Annotated in this window: 22 protein-coding genes; 8 read left to right on the top strand and 14 right to left on the bottom strand. The window is 62.2% G+C overall.

The annotated features are described in order from the left end of the window. Positions 1–525: MFS transporter (locus tag VF436_RS16755; protein ID WP_330905175.1), on the top strand; the 525-nt coding region annotated here is incomplete at its 5' end. Here VF436_RS16755 and VF436_RS16750 read toward each other — a convergent pair. From VF436_RS16750 to cls, 5 genes are all read right to left on the bottom strand, one after another. Further along, positions 501–2,066 carry a PepSY-associated TM helix domain-containing protein gene (locus VF436_RS16750; protein WP_330905174.1) on the bottom strand — a complete coding sequence of 522 codons (1,566 nt, stop codon included), beginning with the start codon at positions 2,064–2,066 and terminating at the stop codon, positions 501–503. The genes VF436_RS16755 and VF436_RS16750 overlap by 25 nt on opposite strands. A 4-nt stretch (positions 2,067–2,070) precedes the next feature. Further along, positions 2,071–2,322 carry a hypothetical protein gene (locus VF436_RS16745; RefSeq protein ID WP_330905173.1) on the bottom strand — a complete coding sequence of 84 codons (252 nt, stop codon included), beginning with the start codon at positions 2,320–2,322 and terminating at the stop codon, positions 2,071–2,073. Next, complete coding sequence (locus VF436_RS16740) at positions 2,319–2,585, bottom strand: hypothetical protein (RefSeq protein WP_330905172.1); 267 nt, start codon at positions 2,583–2,585, stop codon at positions 2,319–2,321. Before VF436_RS16740 ends, VF436_RS16745 begins: the two co-directional genes overlap by 4 nt. A 109-nt stretch (positions 2,586–2,694) precedes the next feature. Further along, the gene (locus VF436_RS16735) at positions 2,695–3,489 is read right to left on the bottom strand and encodes a prolyl oligopeptidase family serine peptidase (protein WP_330905171.1); all 795 of its coding nucleotides are present in this window, start codon (positions 3,487–3,489) and stop codon (positions 2,695–2,697) included. A gap of 13 nt (positions 3,490–3,502) precedes the next feature. Further along, positions 3,503–4,906, bottom strand: coding sequence for a cardiolipin synthase (gene cls, locus VF436_RS16730; RefSeq protein ID WP_330905170.1), 1,404 nt, complete (start codon positions 4,904–4,906; stop codon positions 3,503–3,505). Positions 4,907–5,134: 228 nt separating this feature from the next. Here cls and VF436_RS16725 point away from each other — a divergent pair, with 228 nt between their 5' ends. Beyond that, positions 5,135–6,151 (top strand): zinc-binding alcohol dehydrogenase family protein, encoded by a 1,017-nt coding sequence (locus tag VF436_RS16725; RefSeq protein WP_330905169.1) that lies wholly within the window; start codon positions 5,135–5,137, stop codon positions 6,149–6,151. A 142-nt stretch (positions 6,152–6,293) separates the two neighbouring features. On the opposite strand, the gene VF436_RS16720 is transcribed toward VF436_RS16725, so the two are convergent. Together VF436_RS16720 and VF436_RS16715 are read right to left on the bottom strand one after the other, a co-directional pair. Further along, entirely contained in the window at positions 6,294–7,667 is a 1,374-nt protein-coding gene (locus VF436_RS16720; RefSeq protein ID WP_330905168.1) for an FAD/NAD(P)-binding protein, read from the bottom strand. Positions 7,668–7,703: 36 nt separating this feature from the next. Beyond that, a complete protein-coding gene (locus VF436_RS16715; protein WP_330905167.1) occupies positions 7,704–8,285 on the bottom strand; it encodes a cysteine dioxygenase family protein in 582 nt (193 codons plus the stop codon). A 216-nt stretch (positions 8,286–8,501) separates the two neighbouring features. Here VF436_RS16715 and VF436_RS16710 point away from each other — a divergent pair, with 216 nt between their 5' ends. Next, positions 8,502–8,801: a hypothetical protein gene (locus tag VF436_RS16710; protein WP_330905166.1), complete on the top strand. Its 300-nt coding sequence runs from the start codon at positions 8,502–8,504 to the stop codon at positions 8,799–8,801. 107 nt (positions 8,802–8,908) lie between these two features. Here VF436_RS16710 and VF436_RS16705 read toward each other — a convergent pair whose 3' ends face one another. From VF436_RS16705 to VF436_RS16695, 3 genes are all read right to left on the bottom strand, one after another. Then, positions 8,909–9,571 carry a TonB family protein gene (locus VF436_RS16705; protein WP_330905165.1) on the bottom strand — a complete coding sequence of 221 codons (663 nt, stop codon included), beginning with the start codon at positions 9,569–9,571 and terminating at the stop codon, positions 8,909–8,911. A 278-nt stretch (positions 9,572–9,849) separates the two neighbouring features. After that, complete coding sequence (locus VF436_RS16700; protein ID WP_330905164.1) at positions 9,850–10,680, bottom strand: universal stress protein; 831 nt, start codon at positions 10,678–10,680, stop codon at positions 9,850–9,852. A 296-nt stretch (positions 10,681–10,976) separates the two neighbouring features. Next, positions 10,977–11,939, bottom strand: a complete 963-nt coding sequence (locus VF436_RS16695; RefSeq protein ID WP_330905163.1) for an SDR family NAD(P)-dependent oxidoreductase — start codon at positions 11,937–11,939, stop codon at positions 10,977–10,979. A gap of 119 nt (positions 11,940–12,058) precedes the next feature. Here VF436_RS16695 and VF436_RS16690 point away from each other — a divergent pair, with 119 nt between their 5' ends. The 3 genes from VF436_RS16690 to trhA all read left to right on the top strand — a co-directional run bounded on the left by VF436_RS16690 (position 12,059) and on the right by trhA (position 14,413). Beyond that, positions 12,059–12,979 carry an AraC family transcriptional regulator gene (locus tag VF436_RS16690; RefSeq protein WP_330905162.1) on the top strand — a complete coding sequence of 307 codons (921 nt, stop codon included), beginning with the start codon at positions 12,059–12,061 and terminating at the stop codon, positions 12,977–12,979. Between the two features lie 248 nt (positions 12,980–13,227). Continuing rightward, positions 13,228–13,671 (top strand): hypothetical protein, encoded by a 444-nt coding sequence (locus tag VF436_RS16685; RefSeq protein ID WP_330905161.1) that lies wholly within the window; start codon positions 13,228–13,230, stop codon positions 13,669–13,671. A gap of 73 nt (positions 13,672–13,744) precedes the next feature. Then, the gene (gene trhA, locus VF436_RS16680) at positions 13,745–14,413 is read left to right on the top strand and encodes a PAQR family membrane homeostasis protein TrhA (RefSeq protein WP_330905160.1); all 669 of its coding nucleotides are present in this window, start codon (positions 13,745–13,747) and stop codon (positions 14,411–14,413) included. A gap of 21 nt (positions 14,414–14,434) precedes the next feature. On the opposite strand, the gene VF436_RS16675 is transcribed toward trhA, so the two are convergent. From VF436_RS16675 to VF436_RS16665, 3 genes are all read right to left on the bottom strand, one after another. Further along, positions 14,435–14,995 carry a hypothetical protein gene (locus VF436_RS16675; RefSeq protein ID WP_330905159.1) on the bottom strand — a complete coding sequence of 187 codons (561 nt, stop codon included), beginning with the start codon at positions 14,993–14,995 and terminating at the stop codon, positions 14,435–14,437. A 217-nt stretch (positions 14,996–15,212) separates the two neighbouring features. Continuing rightward, positions 15,213–16,991, bottom strand: a complete 1,779-nt coding sequence (locus tag VF436_RS16670; protein WP_330905158.1) for a DUF885 domain-containing protein — start codon at positions 16,989–16,991, stop codon at positions 15,213–15,215. A 69-nt stretch (positions 16,992–17,060) separates the two neighbouring features. Next, the gene (locus VF436_RS16665) at positions 17,061–17,549 is read right to left on the bottom strand and encodes a DUF456 domain-containing protein (protein WP_330905176.1); all 489 of its coding nucleotides are present in this window, start codon (positions 17,547–17,549) and stop codon (positions 17,061–17,063) included. A gap of 114 nt (positions 17,550–17,663) precedes the next feature. Between VF436_RS16665 and VF436_RS16660 the strand changes: the two genes are divergently transcribed. Next, on the top strand, positions 17,664–18,311 hold the full coding sequence (locus VF436_RS16660) for a serine/threonine protein kinase (protein WP_330905157.1): 648 nt from the start codon (positions 17,664–17,666) through the stop codon (positions 18,309–18,311). A 266-nt stretch (positions 18,312–18,577) separates the two neighbouring features. Here the strand turns inward: VF436_RS16660 and VF436_RS16655 are convergent, their stop codons facing one another. Then, positions 18,578–19,468 (bottom strand): LysR family transcriptional regulator, encoded by an 891-nt coding sequence (locus VF436_RS16655; protein ID WP_330905156.1) that lies wholly within the window; start codon positions 19,466–19,468, stop codon positions 18,578–18,580. Between the two features lie 105 nt (positions 19,469–19,573). Between VF436_RS16655 and VF436_RS16650 the strand changes: the two genes are divergently transcribed. Then, positions 19,574–20,173: a short chain dehydrogenase gene (locus tag VF436_RS16650; protein ID WP_330905155.1), complete on the top strand. Its 600-nt coding sequence runs from the start codon at positions 19,574–19,576 to the stop codon at positions 20,171–20,173. The last annotated feature ends 4 nt before the right edge of the window (positions 20,174–20,177 follow it).

Below are 20,177 nucleotides of genomic sequence, written 5' to 3'. Positions count from 1 at the left end.
CTTGCGCTGGGGTCGGTCGGGTTCGGCGCGATCTCCACCTTCATCACGCTGTACTACGCCAGCATGCATTGGGCCAATGCCGCGCTCACGCTGAGTGTGTTTGGTGGTTGCTTCGTCGCCGTACGTCTATTGATGGGTAGCGCGATTTCGCGTTTTGGAGGTTATCGCGTGGCGATGACCTCGCTGTGCATCGAATGCGCGGGATTGATCGTGCTGGCGATCGCCGGAAACGTCGTCACCGCCATGTTGGGCGCAGCGCTCACAGGTATCGGCTTCTCGCTGATCTTTCCTGCCCTGGGCGTGGAGGCGGTCAGCCGGGTGAGCATGAACAATCGTGGAGCGGCGCTGGCGGCCTATTCGGTGTTCATCGATGTGGCGCTGGGCGTCACCGGTCCCCTAGGGGGCTGGGTGGCTTCGGGGGGACGCTATGGCGCGTTGTTCTGCATCGCCTCCGGCCTTTCCCTGGCGGCTGTGCTGCTTACTTGTTGGCTGTATTTCCGTTACGGCAAGCTCGTGCGCGGCTGAGTCGCCCACACGCTGGTTTGCTCGCCCTGGCGTGCGCGACGCCAGGATGCGCGTGCCAGCAGCAGGAACACCGCACCAAGCACCATGCCAGCCCCATCCACGCCAAAGACCGAGGCAGTCTGCGGCGACCAGGGTTGCATCCAGGCCCTGGCATTGCGCAGCAGATCGGTCAGCACCACGATGAGCGTGAGCATTCCGGTGGCGACCAGCAACTCCACCGTGGCTGATGCCACCGGACGCGCGCATGCATAGGCACATGCGGCCAGGAACAGGCCGAAACAGGCCACGTGCTGCGGCCACTGTGCGTCGATGCCCAGCATGGAAGCGAGCGCGGTGGCAGCAAATGCACCGGAAATAGCCAGGCATGAGCCGATGCAGATGCCCACCGTGGCGCGCGCCATGACACGTGTCTTCAGAGGCTGGTCGGCATGGCGTCGCTTGCGGCGTGCCTCGATCCACAGCAGATTGCCCGAATAGAACAGGAAAGCGCCGGCTAACCCAAGAAGGAAATACAGCCACTGCACCATCCGGCCGCCAAAATTGCCGAAGTGCACCGAATACATGGCCGAGAACACCAGGCTGTTGGCATCGCGTTGGGCGCCGGCCTGCGTCATCAGTGGCCGACCCGTGGCGCCATCGAGGGTGATATGGCCGAAGCTGCCCAGCGTTCGATCGGACAGGCCGCGGATCATCACGGTGGCATTGCGATCGCCATAGTTGGAGAAATACGCGTAGTCGGGTTCGAAGCCGGCCGCGCCTGCGGCAAGTGCCTCATGCCTGGCTCGGGCAACCAGTGCATCGAACGAGAGCATCGACGCGGGTTGATGCGCTGCCTCCACGACTGGGGCGGTACGCGTCGCATCGGCGAAGGCCGCCATCAGTTTGCCATCGAACGCTGTGGCGTCGAGCGCAGTGAGCAACAGGCTGGTCAGGCAGAATGCGGCACCGGTGATGGCGAACATCACATGGAATGGCAGGCTGAGCACGCCGATGGTTGTATGTGCATCCTGCCAGAGTCGCTTGAGGTTTTTGCCCACGCGCAGTGCGAACAGGTCCTTGACCAGTTGGGGTAGATGAAAAATGAAGCCCGAGGTGATCGCCAGGCCGTACAGCATGCTGACCACGCCCATGAAATACAGGCCGAACACGGGAATACCCAGGCTGTCGTGCAGGGCGTAGACGAAGTCGGCCAGGTCATCGGCGCGTCCATCGTCCACGGGCGCGGCCAGCTGGCTGGCGGTGGCATAGCGCATATGGCCGTTGGCGTTCCAGAACACGTAGCTGGATTGTCCGGGCGTATGCGGCAGAACGATACCGAAATCCTGTGCCTGCGGATGTTGCCGTATCAATGCATCGACCAGCGCTGAGGGCGATATCGCCGCATCGGCCGCGCTGCGCCAGGGCGGCATCTGCCAGGTGGCGATGTCGTCGTGGAACATGGTCAGCGCGCCAGCGTAGAAGGCGACGAACAGCGCGAAGCCGGCCATGACACCCGTCCAGGTGTGGACGGTCTGGAAGGCGCGCAGCGTGGAAGATTTCATCGCGTCACGCCCCGCCATGGCGCACGAGCCAAAGCGCGCCGATCGCCAGCAGGTTGGCTGCGCCCAGGCCGAGCCAGGCGCGCGAGCCGTTGCGGAAGAAGAAAGCGAGTGTCATGAACCCGATCCACAACGGGAAGAACGCCAGCAGCAGCGCGACCAAGGCGCCTTGTCCACCGGGCAGTGCGTGCAGCAGGGCGACGAGGGCGGCCGACAGCGTAAATCCCAGCAAGGTGCCGGCAAGCGAGCGCGCGATCACGAGGTAACCTTCGAAGCGCGTCGCCACCAGGCAAGGTAGGGCAGGCTGACCCAGGTCAGCATCAACGACGACAGTGCGGCGACCGTACCCACGCCGCCGCCATCGGCAACGATCCACGCAGCCAAGCCGCCCAGGCACAGCAGAGCGCCGACCCAGCGGGCGGTGGCCGGCCAGGATCTGGCCAGCCATGTCTGCTGGCGGCTGGCCAGGTAGATGGCGGTACCCCCGGCAATGCAGAGCAACAAGGCACAGGTTGTCATCACGCAAAGACGGTCCGGGCAGGCCGTGCGACGGGCTGCCGCGACGGTCGTTAGGGGTTACAAATGAGATTTATTATCATTTGTTGTGCCAGCAGGGTCAAACGATACTGGCTCACAGCTGCGGTTGCGTCTGCCGGTGCGAAAACATCCAGGGCCACAACTGCGGCAATGCATAGGCCGGAATCCAGGAGCCGTGATTGACGCCGGGAAACTCGGTGTAGCGGACCTCGTCGCCACGCTTGCTCAGTGCCTCGTGCATGCGCCGCGAGCCCTCAGGGGGCACTACGTTGTCCGCGCTGCCGTGGAAGATCCACACCGGCAGGCGCCCCACGCGATCGGCGGCCCAGCCATACGGGTTGCCATGCCCAGGCAGCCCCTCGACCTGCAATGGTGGCTCGTCGTCGTCCTTGAGCGGCTCGATGCCGCCGCAGATGATGGCTGCCGCCGCGAAGACACCTGGATAGTCGATAGCCAGTTGCCAGGCGCCGAAGCCTCCCATGGACAAGCCGGTGAGATAGAGGCGGTGGCGATCGCCATGGAATTCGCGCACGCTTTCACGCAAGGCCTGCATGGCCATGCGTTCGCTGTCGCCACTCCAGTACGTATGTTCGGGGGCCTGCGGTATCACCACGACGGCCGGAAAATCCGCGCCGTGGTCGCGTAACCACGGCGGCAATCCCTGGGTCAGCTGTTTTTGATTGTCCGAGCCACGTTCGCCGCTGCCATGCAGGAACAGCACCACGGGCCAAGGTTTGCCAGCCGACCAGCCGGCGGGAACGAACACCTGATACTTGTACACGTGGCCGGCGAGGCTGACTTCGCGTTCGACAAAATGCTGTGCCTGGGCATGCGCCGTCAGTGTCGGGGTCATCATGAGTGTGGCAAGCAGCATATAGCGGGAGAACATCGGGAAGGCCTCTTCAAAGCACGGGGTCGAACAGGCGTGCGACGTGCATGACAAGCCGCCGCAGGTAAGGTGCTCGATAGTAATCCTCGGGCACCACTTCGCGCGCCTGGGCAAAGTCGTGTTCGAGCATGGTCTGCACCTCATGGGCAAATGCACGATCGATGTTCAGCGCGCCGATCTCGAAGTTGAGCCGGAATGACCGATTGTCCAGGTTCATGCTGCCCACGGACACCGTGTCGTCGTCGATCAGGATAACTTTCTGGTGCACGAAGCCGGGCGCATGGCGAAACACGCGAACACCGGCGCGCACCGCGTCGTGCGCATACAACCCCGAAGCCTGGAATACCGCGTAATGGTCGGCCACCGAGGGAATCAGGATGCGCACGTCCACGCCCCGGAACACAGCCAGTCTCAGCGCCGCCATGACAGCCTGATCGGGAACAAAATACGGAGTGGTCAGCCAGACGCGCTGTTGTGCGGCGTGGATGGCGCTGACGAAGTAGAGTGAGCAGCTTTCCTGCGCATCCGCTGGCCCGGTTGCGGCGATGAGTGTCATGGCCGGGCCATCTGTAGCGACAGGTGCAGCCATCGGCGGAAGTTCGCCGGTGACCCAGTACCAGTCCTCGGCGAAGCTGCGCTGAAGCTCGGTCACCGCCGTGCCTTCGATTTGCAGGTGCGTATCGCGCCAGGGGGCCAGGGGCGGCTCCAGACCCATGTATTCGTCACCGACGTTCAGCCCGCCGGTAAAACCGATGCGCCCATCGACCACGACGATCTTGCGGTGGTTGCGGAAGTTCAACTGAAAGCGGTTGCTCTTGCGGCGGGTGGCAAAGGCATGGATGGCCACGCCGCCATCACGCAGCGCGTCGATGTAGCGTCCGGGCAGGGCATGACTGCCGATACCGTCGAACAGTACGTGCACCTTGACGCCTTGGGCTGCCTTGGACAGCAGCAATGCCTGCATGCGTCGACCGAGCTGGTCGTCGTGGAAAATGAAGAACTGCACCAATACGTAGTGCCGCGCCGAGTCGATCGCTTCGAAGATGGCGTCGAACGTGGCTTTTCCGTCGATGAGAAGGCGCAGGCGCTGGCCTGGCAGGAAACGCGTGCCAAGCATTCTCGCGATCGCTTCGTAGCGCTGCGTTTCCGGTTCGGCGCGGGTGTCCTGGTGGACAGCCGCGCCGGTGGCTTCGCGCAATTGCAGCCGGCTGGCGCGATGACGGCTGATATAGCCATGGAATTTGCTGCGGCCCAGGTACAGGTAGGGAATCAGGGTGATATAGGGCAGGAAGATCAGGCCCAATGCCCACGCGAATGCGCCTTGCGCGGTGCGGGTATTCATGACCGCGTTGACCGCCGCGATCAGGCCGGCCAGGTGGAAAAGCAACACGATCACGCCGATGATGCTACTAAGCATGTGCGCGCACCTGATGAACAAAGGCGCTGGCATCGGCTGCGAACCGCCACGTGACTGCCGCCGGCCCGGATGGGTTTCGTGCGGTACTCGTGCCTGGTGGTATTAGCATAAGCGGGGATGGGCTCATCGCGACTTCAAGGACAGGAGGCGCGTCTAGTTTGGTCAATTCACAGCCGGTGCGGCAAGCTGCATAGTGTGCCCTTCGCCAGCCCACCTCCAGGAGCCTTCATGAAAGCCGTGGCCTATCGTGCTTCGCTTCCGATCAGCGATGCCAGCAGCCTGATCGACGTTGATGTTCCCGATCCCACACCGGGGGCCCGCGATGTGCTGGTGCGGGTTGAGGCGATCTCGGTCAATCCGGTCGACACCAAGATTCGTCAGAGGGTCGATCCGCAGGGAGCCGACAAGATCCTGGGTTGGGATGCGGCGGGGATCGTCGTGGCGACGGGCGCCCAGGTCAGCCTGTTCAAGCCGGGAGACAGGGTCTATTACGCCGGTGCGATCGATCGTGCCGGCAGCAACGCCCAATTGCAGATCGTGGATGAACGCATCGTCGGGCGCATGCCCGCGACGCTGGATTTCCCACAAGCTGCCGCGATGCCGCTGACGACGGTCACGGCCTGGGAGTTGTTGTTCGATCGCCTTGGCATACCGCGTGACGGTACGCGCCCGGCAGGTACCGTGCTGGTGATCGGTGCGGCTGGTGGCGTGGGTTCGATGGCCGTGCAATTGCTACGCAAGCTGACGGCCGCCACGATCATAGGCACGGCGTCACGCACGCAGACGCGTGACTGGGTGCGTGACATGGGCGCGCATCACGTGGTCGATCATCGCGGCGACTTGGCTGCCCAGGTGAAAGCCATAACCCCGCAGGGCGTGGACTATGTGCTCAGCCTGACTCATTCCGAGCAGCATTACGCCGCCACGGTCGATGTACTCAAGCCGCAGGGAAAACTCGGCCTGATCGACGATCCGGCTACGCCGCTGGACATCGCGCGGCTCAAGCAGAAGAGCATCTCGCTGCACTGGGAGTTCATGTACACGCGCTCCTTGTTCCACACCGACGATATGCAATCCCAGCACCTGCTGCTGAACGAGGTGGCCGACCTCGTAGACGCAGGTGCGCTGCGTAGCACCCTGAGCGAACAAGGGGGCGCCATCAACGCCGCCAACCTGCGTAAGGCGCATGCGCAACTGGAAAGCCATGGCACGATGGGCAAGCTGGTGCTGGCGGGATGGGATTAGGGGGGAAGCTGCGCGTAGCAGCTCGCTGTAAAGAGAAAAGCAGCCGTGGGCTGTTTTTCTCTGCTCCCCTTTACAGGTCGCGCAGCGACCGGCTTTCCGCATGACAGCGAGCGTCAGCGAGCGACTTCAGGCGTATTCGAATTCACTCGGCCAGCAATCGCTCCGCGAGACTGCGCGCTTGCTGGCGGATTTCAGGGATTGCCGTGGTTTCCCAGAGCGTGCCACGCAACATGCTGCCGATGGCGAAAAAATGCGGCCACAGGCCATCCTTGTGATACACGCGACCATCGGGTTCGGCATGCAAGCCCATGCCGAACGGATCAGCGATCACATGGCCGTTGGTTTCCAATTGCCGGATCAGCCCGTGATCGGTGCGGCGGATATCGGTATTGAGGCCGACGGTCTGGATGACCAGGTCAGCCTGTAATGATTCGGCCAGGATCGGATCGTGGTACGGGACGATATCCAGTTGCAATTTGCCCTGCGCTAGGTGCACGGCCTGCATGTGCCCCTTGCAACGACGCAGACGGCCCTCGCGTTCGAACGTGTCGAGTGTCGATGCCACCTGCGGCGGCATGCGATGCCTGACGCGCTCCCATGCCCAGCGGACATGCCGCATGAAGCGCGCGCGTTCGGTGTGGGAAAGGGTTTGCCAAAGGTCGGGCAGATGCGGACGCAGGCCGTCGACAATGGTGCGCCAATCGCTGCTGCCTTCCACCGTTTCGCGTACCAGGCGCATCCACGTACGCATGTCCGGTGCATCGCGCATCGATTCAAACAGTTCGCCGCCGTCATCGAGTGGTGCGCTTGGGCTGGCGGCATGCGCTTCGGGCAGATGGCCATGACGCGACATGGCGATGAAGCGCGCATTCGGCCACTGCGCCCCTAGCTCCAGCATGACGTCGGCGGCAGTCAAACCCATGCCGACCACCACGACCGTACGCGGTGTATCGTCCGGCACGACATCGGCAAGAAACTTCCAGGGATCGACGATGTATTTTCCGCTGGCCAGCACAGCGTCATCAATGCCGCTCAGCGGCTGCGGTGGCAACGAACCGATGGCCAGGATGGCGGCGTCCGCATGGCGGCTTTCATCGCCCTGCATGACGGTGACGCCGGTCGGTTCGGGCACGATGCCGTCGACATCAAAAGGGATGATCTGTATATCGTGCCCGGCGACCTTGGCCTGCTCGAGCACGCGCATGACCTCGGCTTCGAGATAATCGCCGTACATCCGGCGTGGCAGGAAATCCGTACCCTTGATGCTGCTGTCGTTGCGTTGCGCGAAATCAAGGAAGCCGCGCGGCTTGCCGGTGAACAAGCTCATCGAAGCCGCGCGTACGTTGAGCAAGTGACGATCGGAGGCAGTGCCGTAGGCTACGCCACGCGCCAGTTTGCCGCCGGTCCCCGTATACCAGTCCACGCGCAAGGTATGCGCGGAGGGACGATCCAGCAGCTCGCTGATTACTGTGGCGGCAGCAGCACCGCCGCCGATAATGGCGACCCGTCGATACATGCAGTTCCTTGTAGATTCGCTCGAAGGAAGCGTGCGTCAAGCCAGCCGCGGGCCGGCGATCACCGCGCGTTGCGGACGAGCCTCCCAGCGATCGGCCTGTCCGGTACGCTCATAGGTGAAATACTCTGCCAGATTCCCGCCGTAGACGTGAAGCGTCAATGCGGTTTCATGTCGCGACAGATTGCGGCAGCGATGGGCGTGGGACTGGCCGCCTTCGAACCAGGAAGCATCACCTGGCCCCAACCAGTCGCGACCGGTGGCGCTCAGGTTTTCCGTCACTGGATCACGTGCGTAGGATTGCACTTCCAGTGCGCCATGCAGCGCCAGTTCCAGGCCCCACAGGCCCCCATGGTCGTGCACGGGCGTATGGTGGTTCGGCGCCCACGCCATGACCAAAATGCTGATACCGGGCTTGCTGCGTTCGGCCAGCAGCCAGCGCGTCAGTCCGGTCGGCTGCGGTTTGCGCAGGCGTGACAAGGCAGACACGGGCATCGGCCCATTACGATGGATCACCGCACCCAGCTCCCGCGCCATCGCAGGGAGGTCAGGTTGACTTCCGATGCTGTACGTCAAGGCGATTTCACGCAGCGCCTTGAGAGTATGTGAGTGCTTGCCCATGCCTGGAACCCTGCAGGAATGGACGAAGTGGAACATGCCGCCCGTTAAGGACGCGCTAACGCCAGAACCTGCGATCGGACCTATGACTTCTGCGCCATGCGTGGCTAAAACGTGTGGCCTAGGATGAATCCACGGACCGTTAAACCTTCACGCTCGGACCGGCATCAAACGGTGGCAAGGCTCCCTCATGAGCTCATGTTGCGAGGAGACAGACCCATGTTTGCTTTTGGCGTTATCGCGATGGTGGTTATTGCCTGCTGGCTGATGGCGGCGACGATCGGCCTGGTATTCAAATTCGTATTCACCCTGATCGGAGGCATGTTCAGCCTGATCGGCGCGCTTTTTGGCCTGGTGTTTGGATTGGTCGCGCTGGTGATTGCCGCGCCGCTGATGTTGCTGGCGCTGCTACCGGCCCTTGTTCCTACCTTGTGTGTGGTAGGGCTGGTCTGGCTGGTTGTGCGCGCAACGCGTTCGCCGCAACCAGGCCATGCGCCGCAGGCTCCCCCCCAGCACTGACCGGAACAACAGTCGGGGCATCCTTAGCCGTGGAGAGGCCCGGTCCCGCGCAAGCGGGCCGGGCTTTTTCCTTATCGACTGCGCAGTCCGCGCCTGCGCGTCTAAAGCTAGTTGAGGTTGAAGGTAACCGGTACGCGAGCCCACGCCTTGACGTGCTGACCACTGATCGTGGCGGGCTGGAATAACCACTTGGCCAGGACCTGGTCGCGCGCACTACGATCGAGCAGCGGCTGCCCGCTGGGCTTTTCGATCTCGACCTGGATCGGCTTGCCGTTTTCATCCACCAATACCCGTAGCAGCACGGTGCCGGACAACCTGCGTTGCAGGCCTTCGCGCGGATAGCTCAGCGGTGCGGTGCGATAAGCCAACGTGGCTTCGACGGGTTTGTCAGGTACCGAAGGTGTCGCCACTTCAATTTGCGGTTGGGCATTGACGACCTGTGGCGCTATGGTGCCTTCGTCGCTTAGCTGTTGCGGAACAACGGAAGGTGCGACGGGAGGTTTGGGCACTGTATGCGTGATGCGTGGCGTCACGACAGGCGCCTTGGGCATCATCACCAAGGCCGGCGGCGCAGGAGGCAATGGCTCGGTCTGGATCCAGCGGATCGTCGGGACCGGCGTGGGCTTGATGAGCTCGGCGATCTGCGGAGCGATAGGGCGTAGGACGAGAAGCAAACCGGCCAGGTTCAGCGCAATGGCCACGCTCAATGCGGCAATGCGTGTGCTGTCGGGATACGAACGATGTGCAACGGCCAACCCTGCGGACACCATAAAGCCACCTCCAGATGTAGGTAAGAGGAAAGCACGGCGCCGAACGAACGCGACCCGGGTTGATCACATGAGAAACGGGTCGTTGGGGAATTCGCCCGGTCGACGCCAGTCTGTGCTTCCAGGAGGATGGAACGCAAGAGGTTGGTTAGTGGGGTTAGGCTTCGGGGCCGGCTGCTGCGCAGCCAGCCTGTTAGGCCGCTCGCTGCGCGAGCTGTGAGGTGAATCAGCGAGGCGCTGGAGCTCTTCTTGCTCCTAACTCCTAACTCCTAACTCCTCACTCAATGCGCCACCAACATCGGCAGGTCGCTGTGCATGAACAGGTGGCGAGTGGTGCCGCCCAGGACCATTTCGGCCAGACGGGACCGGCTCCAGGCGCCCATCACGATAAGGTCGGCGTGGTGGGCGTGCGCTGCTTTCAGCAGCAGTGGGCCGGCGGCGTGGGCAGGGCCGGCGTCGAAGATGTCGATGCGGGCACGGATATCGCGCCGTTGCAGCCAGTCGGCGAGCCCGGGCGGAGGGAGCACCGCAATGGCGTCATCAGGCAACATGCTGCTGCCATCGAGCACGACGACTTCGGCCGCTTGTCGCAGTAATGGCGCGGCAGCGGCCAGTGCAATGGCCGACTCCCGGCTGCCGTTCCACGCCACCATAATTCGTGCGCCGACTTCGCCGACGGTGATGTTGTCCGGTACAACCAGAACTGGCCGACCGGTGCCGAACACGCTACGCGAAACCTTGCCAAAACCGACGGGGGCGTCGCTGCGCTGTTGGCTGCGCTCCATGACCAGCAGGTCGTAACCGGAGGCTGCCTGACACACCGTCTGCACGCTATCGCCTTGCGACACGCGCCATGTCCCCGTCAGGCTCTGGGCGGCCAGTGCCTGTTGCCATGCGCTGGCGTGTTCCTCGGCTTCGGCGCAACGACGACGCGTTTCTTCCAACTGCACGGGCACCGCTTCTGGGAGGCTGAAGGCGGCGGCTGGGAGATCGGCCACGTACAGGGCGTCCAGGCGTGCGCCAAGGCGGCGCGCCAGGGCCATGGCGGCGCGCGCGCCCACCGTGCCAGTGTCAAGGTGATCCATGTACAACAACAAGTCGATGCTGGGCATGGCATATCTCCGTGATGCTTTGATGCGGCCAGCTTAGCGCGATGCAACGGTTATGCGTTGTGCAGAGCATCCACACGGGCCTGCTCACGCATGGGGGGGCGAACCCGTGACGATCTCCCTGGCCGTCGGGTCGAGGCACCATTCGTCCGGCGCAGGGTGCGAACCCATGCGCGGCAAGCAGATGTCGTGAGGGATGAAACTCCATTTGTGGCAAAGGCTTAGTCGCGTGGATGAGCCAGTTCTTTGTGCCGCATGACGCGGTCGGGCGTGTCCACGCGACGCGCCGGAAGGGTGATTCATGCGGTCGCGAAGGCGTCGATTCCCGTCAGTCGAGCCGAGAGTGCCCAAAGACGTTCGGCCTGCCCGGGGTTCACGGCGTAAGGTTGAACTCCCGCGAACGATGGAAGATCTCCCTTGTTGAGCGCGGCGACGTCGCAATCCTCGCAATACAGGCCACCCATGCCATTCAATTGTGCCGAGGTGGCGGCCCAGAGCTGCGTCGCCGCACCTTGCTGCATGGTCTTGAACGTGGGGTCGACCGGGTTGCCTTCGACGTCGAGCCAGCCTGCGGCAATCATTTCATCGCGTGCCAGATGGCGTTGCAGCGGTGTGAAAATTTTCCCGGGATGCAGAGAAAAGGCACGAACGCCTTCTTGCCTTCCCAGTCGGTCAAGCTGTACGGCGAAAAGCGCATTGGCCGTTTTCGATTGTCCATAGGCTTGCCATTTGTCATAGCCCTGAGCGAAATGCACGTCATCCCAGCGTATGTCCGACAGATGGTGTCCGGCGGAAGACACCACGATGACTCGTGAGCCACCGCTGAGCGCAGGCCAGAGTAGATTGGCCAGCGCGTAGTGTCCGAGGTGGTTCGTCGCCCATTGCATTTCCCAGCCTTCGCGTGTGCGGGTTTCCGGACAGGCCATGACGCCCGCATTGCCGACCAGGATATCGATGTGCCTGCCCGTTGCCAGGAATCGTCGCGCGAAGTCGCGCACGCTGGCGAGGTCAGAAAGATCGAGTGGCTCAACCTCCACGCCAGGCATGTCGTTGACCTGTGCACGCGCTGTTTCCACAGAGCGTGCGGCGACAATCACCCGTGCGCCCGCATGGGCCAATGCTCGCGTTGTCTCCAGGCCCAGGCCGGAATGCCCCCCGGTCACGATGGCGACATGGTCACGTAACCCATGTCCGGCCATGATCTGTGCTGCGGTGGTGGTGGCGCCAAAGCCGGAATCAAGCGGCGACTGCTGGAAGGTCATGGTACATCCTTGGGAGAGACAGCTCGGATTAAAATCGATGGTCGGCATTGTCCGATCTGGTCTTTGCGCTGTGAATGCAGCAAAGTCCAGCCGTTCGTCGAGATCGTCCGAAAGGCCATATGGATCTGCTATCCGAAGTGCTTTCTCTGCTGGAGACGCAAGGCTCGGGGTTTGCCGGACTGAAGGCCGGCAGCGACTGGGCTATTGATTTTCCTGCGCCCGATGGAATCAAGTTCAATGCCATCGTTGAAGGAACATGTTGGCTGATTGTCGAAGGTGTGGAGCAGCCGATTCGGTTGGAGCAAGGCGACTGCTTCCTGTTGTCGCGTAAACGTACCTTCTCGCTTCGAAGCGATTTTTCACTGCCGGCTGTTCGCGCCGAGGAGGTATACCGGCATGCCGCGGGCGGGATAGCTCAATGCGGAACGGCCGACGCGTTTTTTCTGATTGGAGGGCGCTTTGCCTTTGGCGATGAATCGGGCCTTCTATTTGATGGCCTGCCGCCTGTGGCGGTCGTCCGGCACGGCTCGGATCAGGCGTCTGTATTGAGCTGGGCATTGCAACGCCTTGCCCATGAGCTTGCCAATCCCTCTCCCGGTCATACGATCGTGGTCGAACACTTGGGCCATATCATGCTGGTGCAGATGTTGCGTCTTTATCTTGCCCAGGCCGACAACGGTGCCCCAGGTTGGCTACCTGCCGTATTCGACGCGCGGGTTGGTGCGGCGATTCAGGCCATTCACACCAGTCCCTCGCGAGCCTGGACAGTTGAAGATCTAGCCAGAATCGCCGGTGTCTCCCGCTCGACGTTCGCATTGCGATTCAAGCAGAAGGCGGGAATGGCGCCGTTGGAGTATGTCTTGCGCTGGCGCATGCAGTTGGCTGCCCAGGCTCTCACGACAGGCAGCGCTACGATTTCCTCCATTGCACAGCAGTTGGGTTACGACTCCGATAGCGCATTCAGTCACGCGTTCAAGCGCGTGATGAAGTGTTCGCCCCGCGATTATCGAGAACGGCGCGCGACTCCCTTCACCTCGTAGGAGCCACTCAAACGCAGATGGGGGGCTCTTCAAGCAACCCATGCATGCTGGCGAAAGCCAAAAAAAACCCCGCACAGAGAGCGGGGTCGGAATAACCGAGCATCGGGGGGAAAGGGGGATGCCCGGCGCTATTAGTTTCCGCCGCGAGCCAGGTGATCCAACGTGCAAATTCCGTAAAAAACACGTTCACCCTAGCCCTGCGACAATGTGCCGCCGGCAAGGGCCGGACATCGCAAGGAATCACCATCATGAGCAAAACCGCATATAAGTGTGTCGCTGTCGCCGCGCTGGCGTTAGGGGGCCTGTTGGCGCTGCCAGCGCAGGCTGCCGACCTGAAGTGCAAGATGAATTTCAGCATGAAGGGCTGGTCGGCGATCTATCAGACCGCCAGCGGCTACGGCACGATCAGTTGCAGCAATGGCGCTCGCATGCGGGTCAAATTGAGCGTCAAGGGCGGCGGCCTGACCGTAGGCAAAAGCTCGATCGATCACGGCTACGGTGAATTCACCGGCGTGCATAGCATCAACGAAGTGCTTGGTGGCTATGCCAATGCCAATGCGCATGCCGGAGCGACCAAATCCGTGGGCGCGCAAGTGCTCACCAAGGGCTCCGTCTCGCTGGCGCTGAGCGGCAAGGGCCGTGGTTGGGACCTGGGTGTCGCCTTTGCCGGGTTCACCATCGAACGGATTTAACCGATATGATGAAAGACGGCCATGCCATGGAGCGGATGGCCGTCTTTCATGTTCATTTGTTCGGGAATTGCAGATGTCCGCTGTCACAACCGCCGCCGTTCCGCGCTATTCGTTTGGTGATGAGCTTGCCAGCAGCGTCATCCATGGCATCGGTATCGTGCTCAGTATTGCTGGCCTCGCCACGATGGTGGCTTTTGCGGCCATGTATGGCCAAGCCCGTGAGGTCGTGGCCAGTTCGGTCTTTGGAACCACGCTGATCCTGTTGTATACCGCCTCCACGCTGTATCACTCCATTCCCGGTGATGGCGCCAAGCGCGTGCTGCGCACGCTCGATCACATCGCCATTTTCCTGCTGATCGCTGGCACCTATACACCGTTTACGCTGGTTGCCCTGCCTGGCGCCTGGGGGTGGGGTCTGTTCGCCACCATCTGGAGCCTGGCACTGGCCGGTACCATGTTGGAGCTGGGTTTTCTGAAGCGTTATCGCAAGTTCGCGGTGTTGCTGTATGTCGCGATGGGCTGGGTCGGCATGGTGGCTTTCAAGCCTTTATTGGCCTCCTTGCAGACCGGTGGGCTTGCGCTACTGATTGGGGGTGGGCTGGCCTATACACTGGGTGTGCCTTTCTATCTGGCACGCAAGATGCCTTACCACCACACCGTCTGGCATGTGTTTGTATTGGCTGGCAGTGTGTTGCATTACCTGGCTGTGCTGTTGTACGTGCTCCCCAATCGCCCGGCCTGAACCGGGCGACGTGGGCTTCATCTAAAGGCGGGTAATCGTGATGGTCGTGTCATCCCATTGCACGGATGCGCTGTCACCCGTGGCGAAGCGACGTGATCCCTCCTGCTGGCGAGAGCCTGCCAATCGATAATCGGTGACTACTCCCTGGGCGGTGCGGTGCGTGGCCAACGTGAAGCGGATCGAGCCCACCGCGTCGCTGATTTCACCTTGGTCGCCGGTCAACACATCCACATGTTCCTGGGTGCCAGCAGGCATCTGACGCACCGTGATGCGGTAGAGCGCGCGAGCCTGAGGCTGCTGCGGGTCGTCGCGTACCAGCACGTCGGCGTATTGCGCCAAGCAGTCGCTGAAATAGATGCTTTCGAGTGGACAGGCTCTACCGGCCGCAGGTTCCCCGGTGGTGGCTTGGCCGCCACTTGCCTGGCACGGGTCATGTCCGGCCATATCGCGTGCCGATATGCATACAGGCGTCGGTGAGGCAGGAGAGACGGGAACCTGTTCGTCCGCACTGGAACGGCTGGGTAGTGACACGGTCACGGCGAACGCCATGACCAGGATGGGGATGGGGAGGAATTGACGCATGATGGAACTCCTTTGACACGGGCCAGGGAAATGCCAAACCACGCCCAACACTGGACGAAGCACCCCGCTGAACCCGTGTTATCGACCGTTCCCTATGCACTTGATACTCCGCGCCAATGCACGATCACTTTTTGCGAAGCGTGTCACGCCACGACGCTATGGCGAAAATAAAAACGGGGCCGAAGCCCCGTCTCTGTTCGTCGGTATGGATGGCTATCTATTTCTTGCCCTGAACGGATGGAATGAACTGGGTGCGCACCGCTTCTGCCAGTTGCGATGGAGGCAATAAGCCCTGGTTGATGACAAAGTCGTTGAAGTCCTTGCGGTTGAATTTCGGCCCTAGTGTCAGTTCCGTATCCAGGCGCAACTGCTGCAAGCGCATGTAGCCATAGAAATACGCGGTGGCCTGACCTGGACTGTTGAAGGTGTAGCGATCGAGCTCCTGGCGCGTCATGGCTTCGGACAGGCCTACATCATGGGCAAGGATGTCATGGGCACGTTCGCGTGTGATCAATCCCAGGTTGAGCATCGGGTCGAGATAGGCGCGCGCGGCGCGCAGCATGCGGGCCTGCACAGCCGCCAATTGGCCGGCCGGTGGTTCATAGGGAAGCATTTCCGCTTCGGAGTAGAGCGCCCAGCCTTCCACGTTCACGCTGTTGAACGCGAACAGACTGCGTGCCAGCGACACGCCGCGCTCGACCATGGCGGCAAACTGCAGTTCATGGCCAGGTCGCCCTTCATGAGCAGTGAGCGTCCAGGCGGCAGCCTTGAAGGTGAAGTCGTCGTACGCCTGGGTGTTGTCGCCATTTGCCGAGGGGTTGCCCATGGTCAGCACGAAGGTGCCCCGCTCGCCGTGATTGTTGATGAATGGCGGCGGATCCATATGCGGCGCCGGCACGGCGGCGGCCTCGGCCTCCGAGGCCACGCGCATCTGCATGTCACGCTGGGGCAAGGTGACGATGTTCTCGCGACGTATGATGTCCTGGATCTGGCCAATGACCTGGTGGTACCACGGTTCGACGTCATTCTTGCCGAGTTGGTCTTTCTTGAGCTCCTTGATCACGTCTTCGTAGCGATTGGACTTGAATCCTTCGGCTCGCGCGACTTCAGGTGCCAGCGTGCGCGCCCAACTGCGCAATTCGACGAACTCCAGTTGGGCGATGCGGATCAGATCCTGCGGCGGTATGTCGATGCCGACCTGACGCAGGTTGTAGGCATACAGCGGTTCGGGCAAGCGGAAGTCGGTGCGCGCATGAGGGAGCACCGTGCTGCGCACCCAGTTGTCGTAACCCTTGAGCTGTTTGTCCAGGGCATCGAGCGACGCCTTGGCTTCGGGTGTGCCATCGAGCTTGTATTTGGCGAAGAGCTGGCGGATGCCTTGGGCGTAGCGAGCGCTGTTGGCCAGTTTCTGCTCTACATCGCCCTTGTACGGGCCAAGTAGCGACTTGTCTTTCAAAGCATCGGTATATAGCGCCTTGGCCTGCTCGGCGATGGGCGTGCATCCGGTTGCCTTGCCGACGTAGCAGGCCAGGCGATCCACCGCCTTGGCGCGACGATCGGGCGGCACGTCATCTTTCAACAGCACGAACTCGCCGTTGAAAATCAGGCCGCCAATATCCTGGTAAGGCAGCATATATTTGTGATTGAGGTCGATCCCCTCGATCTGGTCGCCGGCGGCCTTGATCATGATCTGCAGATCCTGGCGCACGTTGGCGTCGCTCTCGGTCGACAGCATGCTTTCGAGCTTCGCCTTCGCCTCGACCATCGCCTGGCGGGAGCGGGCATCGATATGGGGGCCAAGATCAGCCACCTTGGCGTCATACCCTGGCATGCCGACCTGCGAGGCGAACTCTGGGCTGAAACGGGCCATGGCATCAAGCAGCACCTGCGCGTCGGCGTTGCTGCGTGCCACCCAGGCCTGAGTCGTGCCTTGTGCGTGTGCGGCGCCGAGGGATAGCAGGGATGCCGCGATCACGGTCGCGAGTCGTCTGGACATGGAGAACTCCTGATTAAGGGTGCCCGGAGCCTAAGCGGGGCTGCGGGACTTTGGCGCGTGCCGTTGGAACTAGTTCAACAGCCACGCGGAGGCGAACAGGCCAATCATGACCAGCGAGACCACCAGTTTCACCAGAGTGCCGAACAGCAGGCCGATCCAGGTACCAATGCCGACATGGGTCGAACCCAGGACGCTGGTCCCTGTCAGGAGCTCCCCCAACAAGGCACCGAGGAACGGTCCCAGCAGCAGCCCCGGAATGCCGAAGAACATGCCTGCGAACGTTCCAAGGGTGGCGCCCCAGATGGCTGTCTTGCTCGCCCCGACCCGCTTGGCGCCCAGTGCGGTAGCGACGAAATCCATAATGAAGCCGATCGAGCCCAATAGCGCGATGAAGCTCAGCCACCAGGCGTTGACGTGGTGATAGTGGTCAGTGCCCGCAGCCAGCCAAAGGCCAGCGAAAATCAAGGGAATGCCTGGGAGTGCAGGCAGGATGGTGCCTGCCAGGCCGATGACGACCAGCGCTGCCGCCAGCAGGTAGAGCGCGATGTCGAGGTAGATCAAGTCGGTATGCTTCCATGTCGATTGGCGCCTTGCGGCGGGTATGGGCGACAATATCCGCTGGCGCCTTAACGATGCGATTGTAGCCGGGCGCGTTGCAACGGGTTGTCCTGCGTGTCCGAAACTATCCTGCTCAAGGCCGACGAACTGGGGCGCATTGAAATCGCCGAGCGCGGTGGCGTGCGTGTGATCCGGCGCGATGTGGCCGCGGCACGCTGGTGGGCACGCGGTTTTGCCCGGCGCGCAGCGGCGCGTGAGGCGCGCGCATTGCGCAAACTCGCCGGTATCGATGGCGTGCCTGCACTGCTTGGCTGGGATGGTCAGGAGTTGCTGCGCGGTTATATCGGCGGCAAGCCGATGCAGCAGGCCCAGCCCAGGGATCGCGATTATTACCGTCGCGCCCTGCGCCTGCTCGCCGTCCTGCATCGTCGCGGCATCGTGCACAACGATCTGGCCAAGGAGCCCAACTGGCTGGTGCGCGAAGATGGGCGCCCCGCGCTGGTGGATTTCCAGATTGCCTGGACACGCGGCAAGCGCGGCGCGCTATTTCGCCTGCTCGCACGCGAAGATCTGCGCCATCTGCTCAAGCACAAACGCACGTATTGCCCGGAAGCATTGACCGCGCGCCAATGGGCCATGCTCAAGACACCCGCGCCACACTCGCGCCTGTGGCGCGCGACCGGCAAACGTCTCTACAAGCTGATTGCACGCAAGGTATTTGGCTATTGGGACAATGAGGGCAAGGGACGGGTGAGAGACTGATGTCGTAGTGAGGCGGCTTGTGGTTCGCAGTGATGGCGGGGCCTTGGCGATGGGTAGTGAGGGCGCGACAGCCGAACGCCCGCGCCAAGATTCCGTGTGACGGCACTTGCTCTGCTTTCCAGCTGTCGTCTTTGGCGTGGGCTTCAATCCGACGAAGCACGGGAGTCGTTCCGCCGAGCCTTGATTCTGATGGTCGATCTTCGCTCTCCGGCCACCCCTCTTCGACGTAATCCACCCTCCAAGAAGCGGCCTCACTATGCAACGCGCTACCCCGCCGGCGGAAAGCGTTGCACCAGGAACTCCACGATGCTGCGTAGTTTTGCTGTCGGCCTGCGATCGGGGGCGTATAGCAGATTCGTCGGCATGGGTCGGGAGCCCCAATCGGGGAGCACATGCACGAGCCGCCCGGCATGCAGGTCGTCGCCCAAGAGAATTTCCGGTTGCAGGATGATGCCGGCGTGGGCGAGTGCGGCGATGCGTAATGCCTCGCCGTGATTGCCGGCCAATCGCCCATGCACCGGCACTTCGATCTCGCCGGCCGGACCGGTCAGGCGCCAGCGGTCACGTGGCGTCCAGTTGCTGAGGCTGATGCATGCGTGCGACGCCAGATCTTGCGGGGTGCGCGGCGTGCCGTGGCGAGCCAGATAGGCTGGCGATGCGGCCAGCAACATGCGAAATGGCTGCATTGGGCGGGCGACCAGGGCGTCATCGGCGATATCGCCGACTCGCAGGGCCAGTTCGAAACCCTCCGACACCATGTCGTAAACCCGGTTGTCCAGTGACAGCTCGATCGCCACCTCCGGATGGCGATCAAGGTAGTCGACCAGGGCGGGTACCAGGGTACGGCTGCCAAAGGTGAGAGGTGCCGTCATGCGCAGGGTGCCACGCGGAGTGGCTTGCAGTTCCTGTGCGCTGGCATCGGCCAGTTCGATATCGGCCAAGACCTGTTTGCAGCGGTCGTAGTAAAGCCGGCCTACCTCGGTCAGTTGCTGGCGGCGCGTGGTGCGATGGAGCACGCGTGCCCCCAGGCGCTGCTCGATGCCGCGAATATGCTTGCCGACCATGGTGGCCGACACGCCGGCTTCTTCGGCCGCGGCAGCGAAACTGCCTGCCTCCACCACCCGCACGAACATGCCCATGGCCGCGAGTTTGTCCATGATTGCTAACCAAGAGGTTTTGAATAAAGCAATCGTAGGTGTATTTATCAACCCTTGGGAAGAGGCCACACTGCACGTCTTCCTTCAAACCGCGAGGTACAAGCCATGCGTATCCTGATTATTGGTGCCACCGGTACGATCGGTCGTGCGGTCACCGCTGTTTTCGCCGAGCGCCACGAGATCCTGCGTGCCGGGCGCCAATCTGGCGAGCTCACCGTGGATGCGAGAAACCCGGACAGCGTCAAGGCGATGTTCGAGCAGGCGGGCAAGGTCGATGCGGTGATCATGACGGCCGGCGGCGTGCACGTTGGCCCGCTGGGTGCGATGACTCCCGAGCAATTCCGGATCGGTCTCGACGACAAGCTGATGGGACAGGTCAATGTGGTGCTGATCGGCCAGCACTACGTCAATGACGGCGGTTCCTTCACCCTGACCAGCGGCATCGTGTCCGAGCAGCCGATTCGCCAGGGCGTGGGCATGATGGCCACCAATCGCGCGATCGAAGGCTTCGTCCAGTCTGCCGCGTCGGAACTCGGCCGTGACTTGCGCATCAACGTGGTCAGCCCCAGCGTGTTGACCGAGTCATGGGAAGGCTACGGCCCTTACTTCCCTGGCTTCGAGCCGGTTCCCGCAAGCCGCGTCGCGCTGGCGTATCAGCGCAGCGTGGAGGGTGGGGATAGCGGGCAGGTGTACAAGGTCTGGTGACACC

This window comes from Dyella sp., assembly GCF_036384435.1.
Lineage (GTDB): Bacteria > Pseudomonadota > Gammaproteobacteria > Xanthomonadales > Rhodanobacteraceae > GSA-30.
Note: the sequence above shows the minus strand (reverse complement) of the source record. Positions and strands in the feature narration are given on the sequence as shown.

Bases quoted from the DNA above. Each gene is read 5' to 3' on its own strand.
- VF436_RS16715 (WP_330905167.1), bottom strand. From the start codon at position 8,285: ATGGGCAAGCACTCACATACTCTCAAGGCGCTGCGTGAAATCGCCTTG.
- VF436_RS16710 (WP_330905166.1), top strand. From the start codon at position 8,502: ATGTTTGCTTTTGGCGTTATCGCGATGGTGGTTATTGCCTGCTGGCTG.
- VF436_RS16690 (WP_330905162.1), top strand. From the start codon at position 12,059: ATGGATCTGCTATCCGAAGTGCTTTCTCTGCTGGAGACGCAAGGCTCG.
- trhA (WP_330905160.1), top strand. From the start codon at position 13,745: ATGTCCGCTGTCACAACCGCCGCCGTTCCGCGCTATTCGTTTGGTGAT.
- VF436_RS16705 (WP_330905165.1), bottom strand. From the start codon at position 9,571: ATGGTGTCCGCAGGGTTGGCCGTTGCACATCGTTCGTATCCCGACAGC.
- VF436_RS16670 (WP_330905158.1), bottom strand. From the start codon at position 16,991: ATGTCCAGACGACTCGCGACCGTGATCGCGGCATCCCTGCTATCCCTC.
- VF436_RS16725 (WP_330905169.1), top strand. From the start codon at position 5,135: ATGAAAGCCGTGGCCTATCGTGCTTCGCTTCCGATCAGCGATGCCAGC.
- VF436_RS16695 (WP_330905163.1), bottom strand. From the start codon at position 11,939: ATGACCTTCCAGCAGTCGCCGCTTGATTCCGGCTTTGGCGCCACCACC.
- VF436_RS16685 (WP_330905161.1), top strand. From the start codon at position 13,228: ATGAGCAAAACCGCATATAAGTGTGTCGCTGTCGCCGCGCTGGCGTTA.
- VF436_RS16735 (WP_330905171.1), bottom strand. From the start codon at position 3,489: ATGTTCTCCCGCTATATGCTGCTTGCCACACTCATGATGACCCCGACA.
- VF436_RS16700 (WP_330905164.1), bottom strand. From the start codon at position 10,680: ATGCCCAGCATCGACTTGTTGTTGTACATGGATCACCTTGACACTGGC.
- VF436_RS16720 (WP_330905168.1), bottom strand. From the start codon at position 7,667: ATGTATCGACGGGTCGCCATTATCGGCGGCGGTGCTGCTGCCGCCACA.
- VF436_RS16655 (WP_330905156.1), bottom strand. From the start codon at position 19,468: ATGGACAAACTCGCGGCCATGGGCATGTTCGTGCGGGTGGTGGAGGCA.
- cls (WP_330905170.1), bottom strand. From the start codon at position 4,906: ATGCTTAGTAGCATCATCGGCGTGATCGTGTTGCTTTTCCACCTGGCC.
- VF436_RS16675 (WP_330905159.1), bottom strand. From the start codon at position 14,995: ATGCGTCAATTCCTCCCCATCCCCATCCTGGTCATGGCGTTCGCCGTG.
- VF436_RS16750 (WP_330905174.1), bottom strand. From the start codon at position 2,066: ATGAAATCTTCCACGCTGCGCGCCTTCCAGACCGTCCACACCTGGACG.
- VF436_RS16650 (WP_330905155.1), top strand. From the start codon at position 19,574: ATGCGTATCCTGATTATTGGTGCCACCGGTACGATCGGTCGTGCGGTC.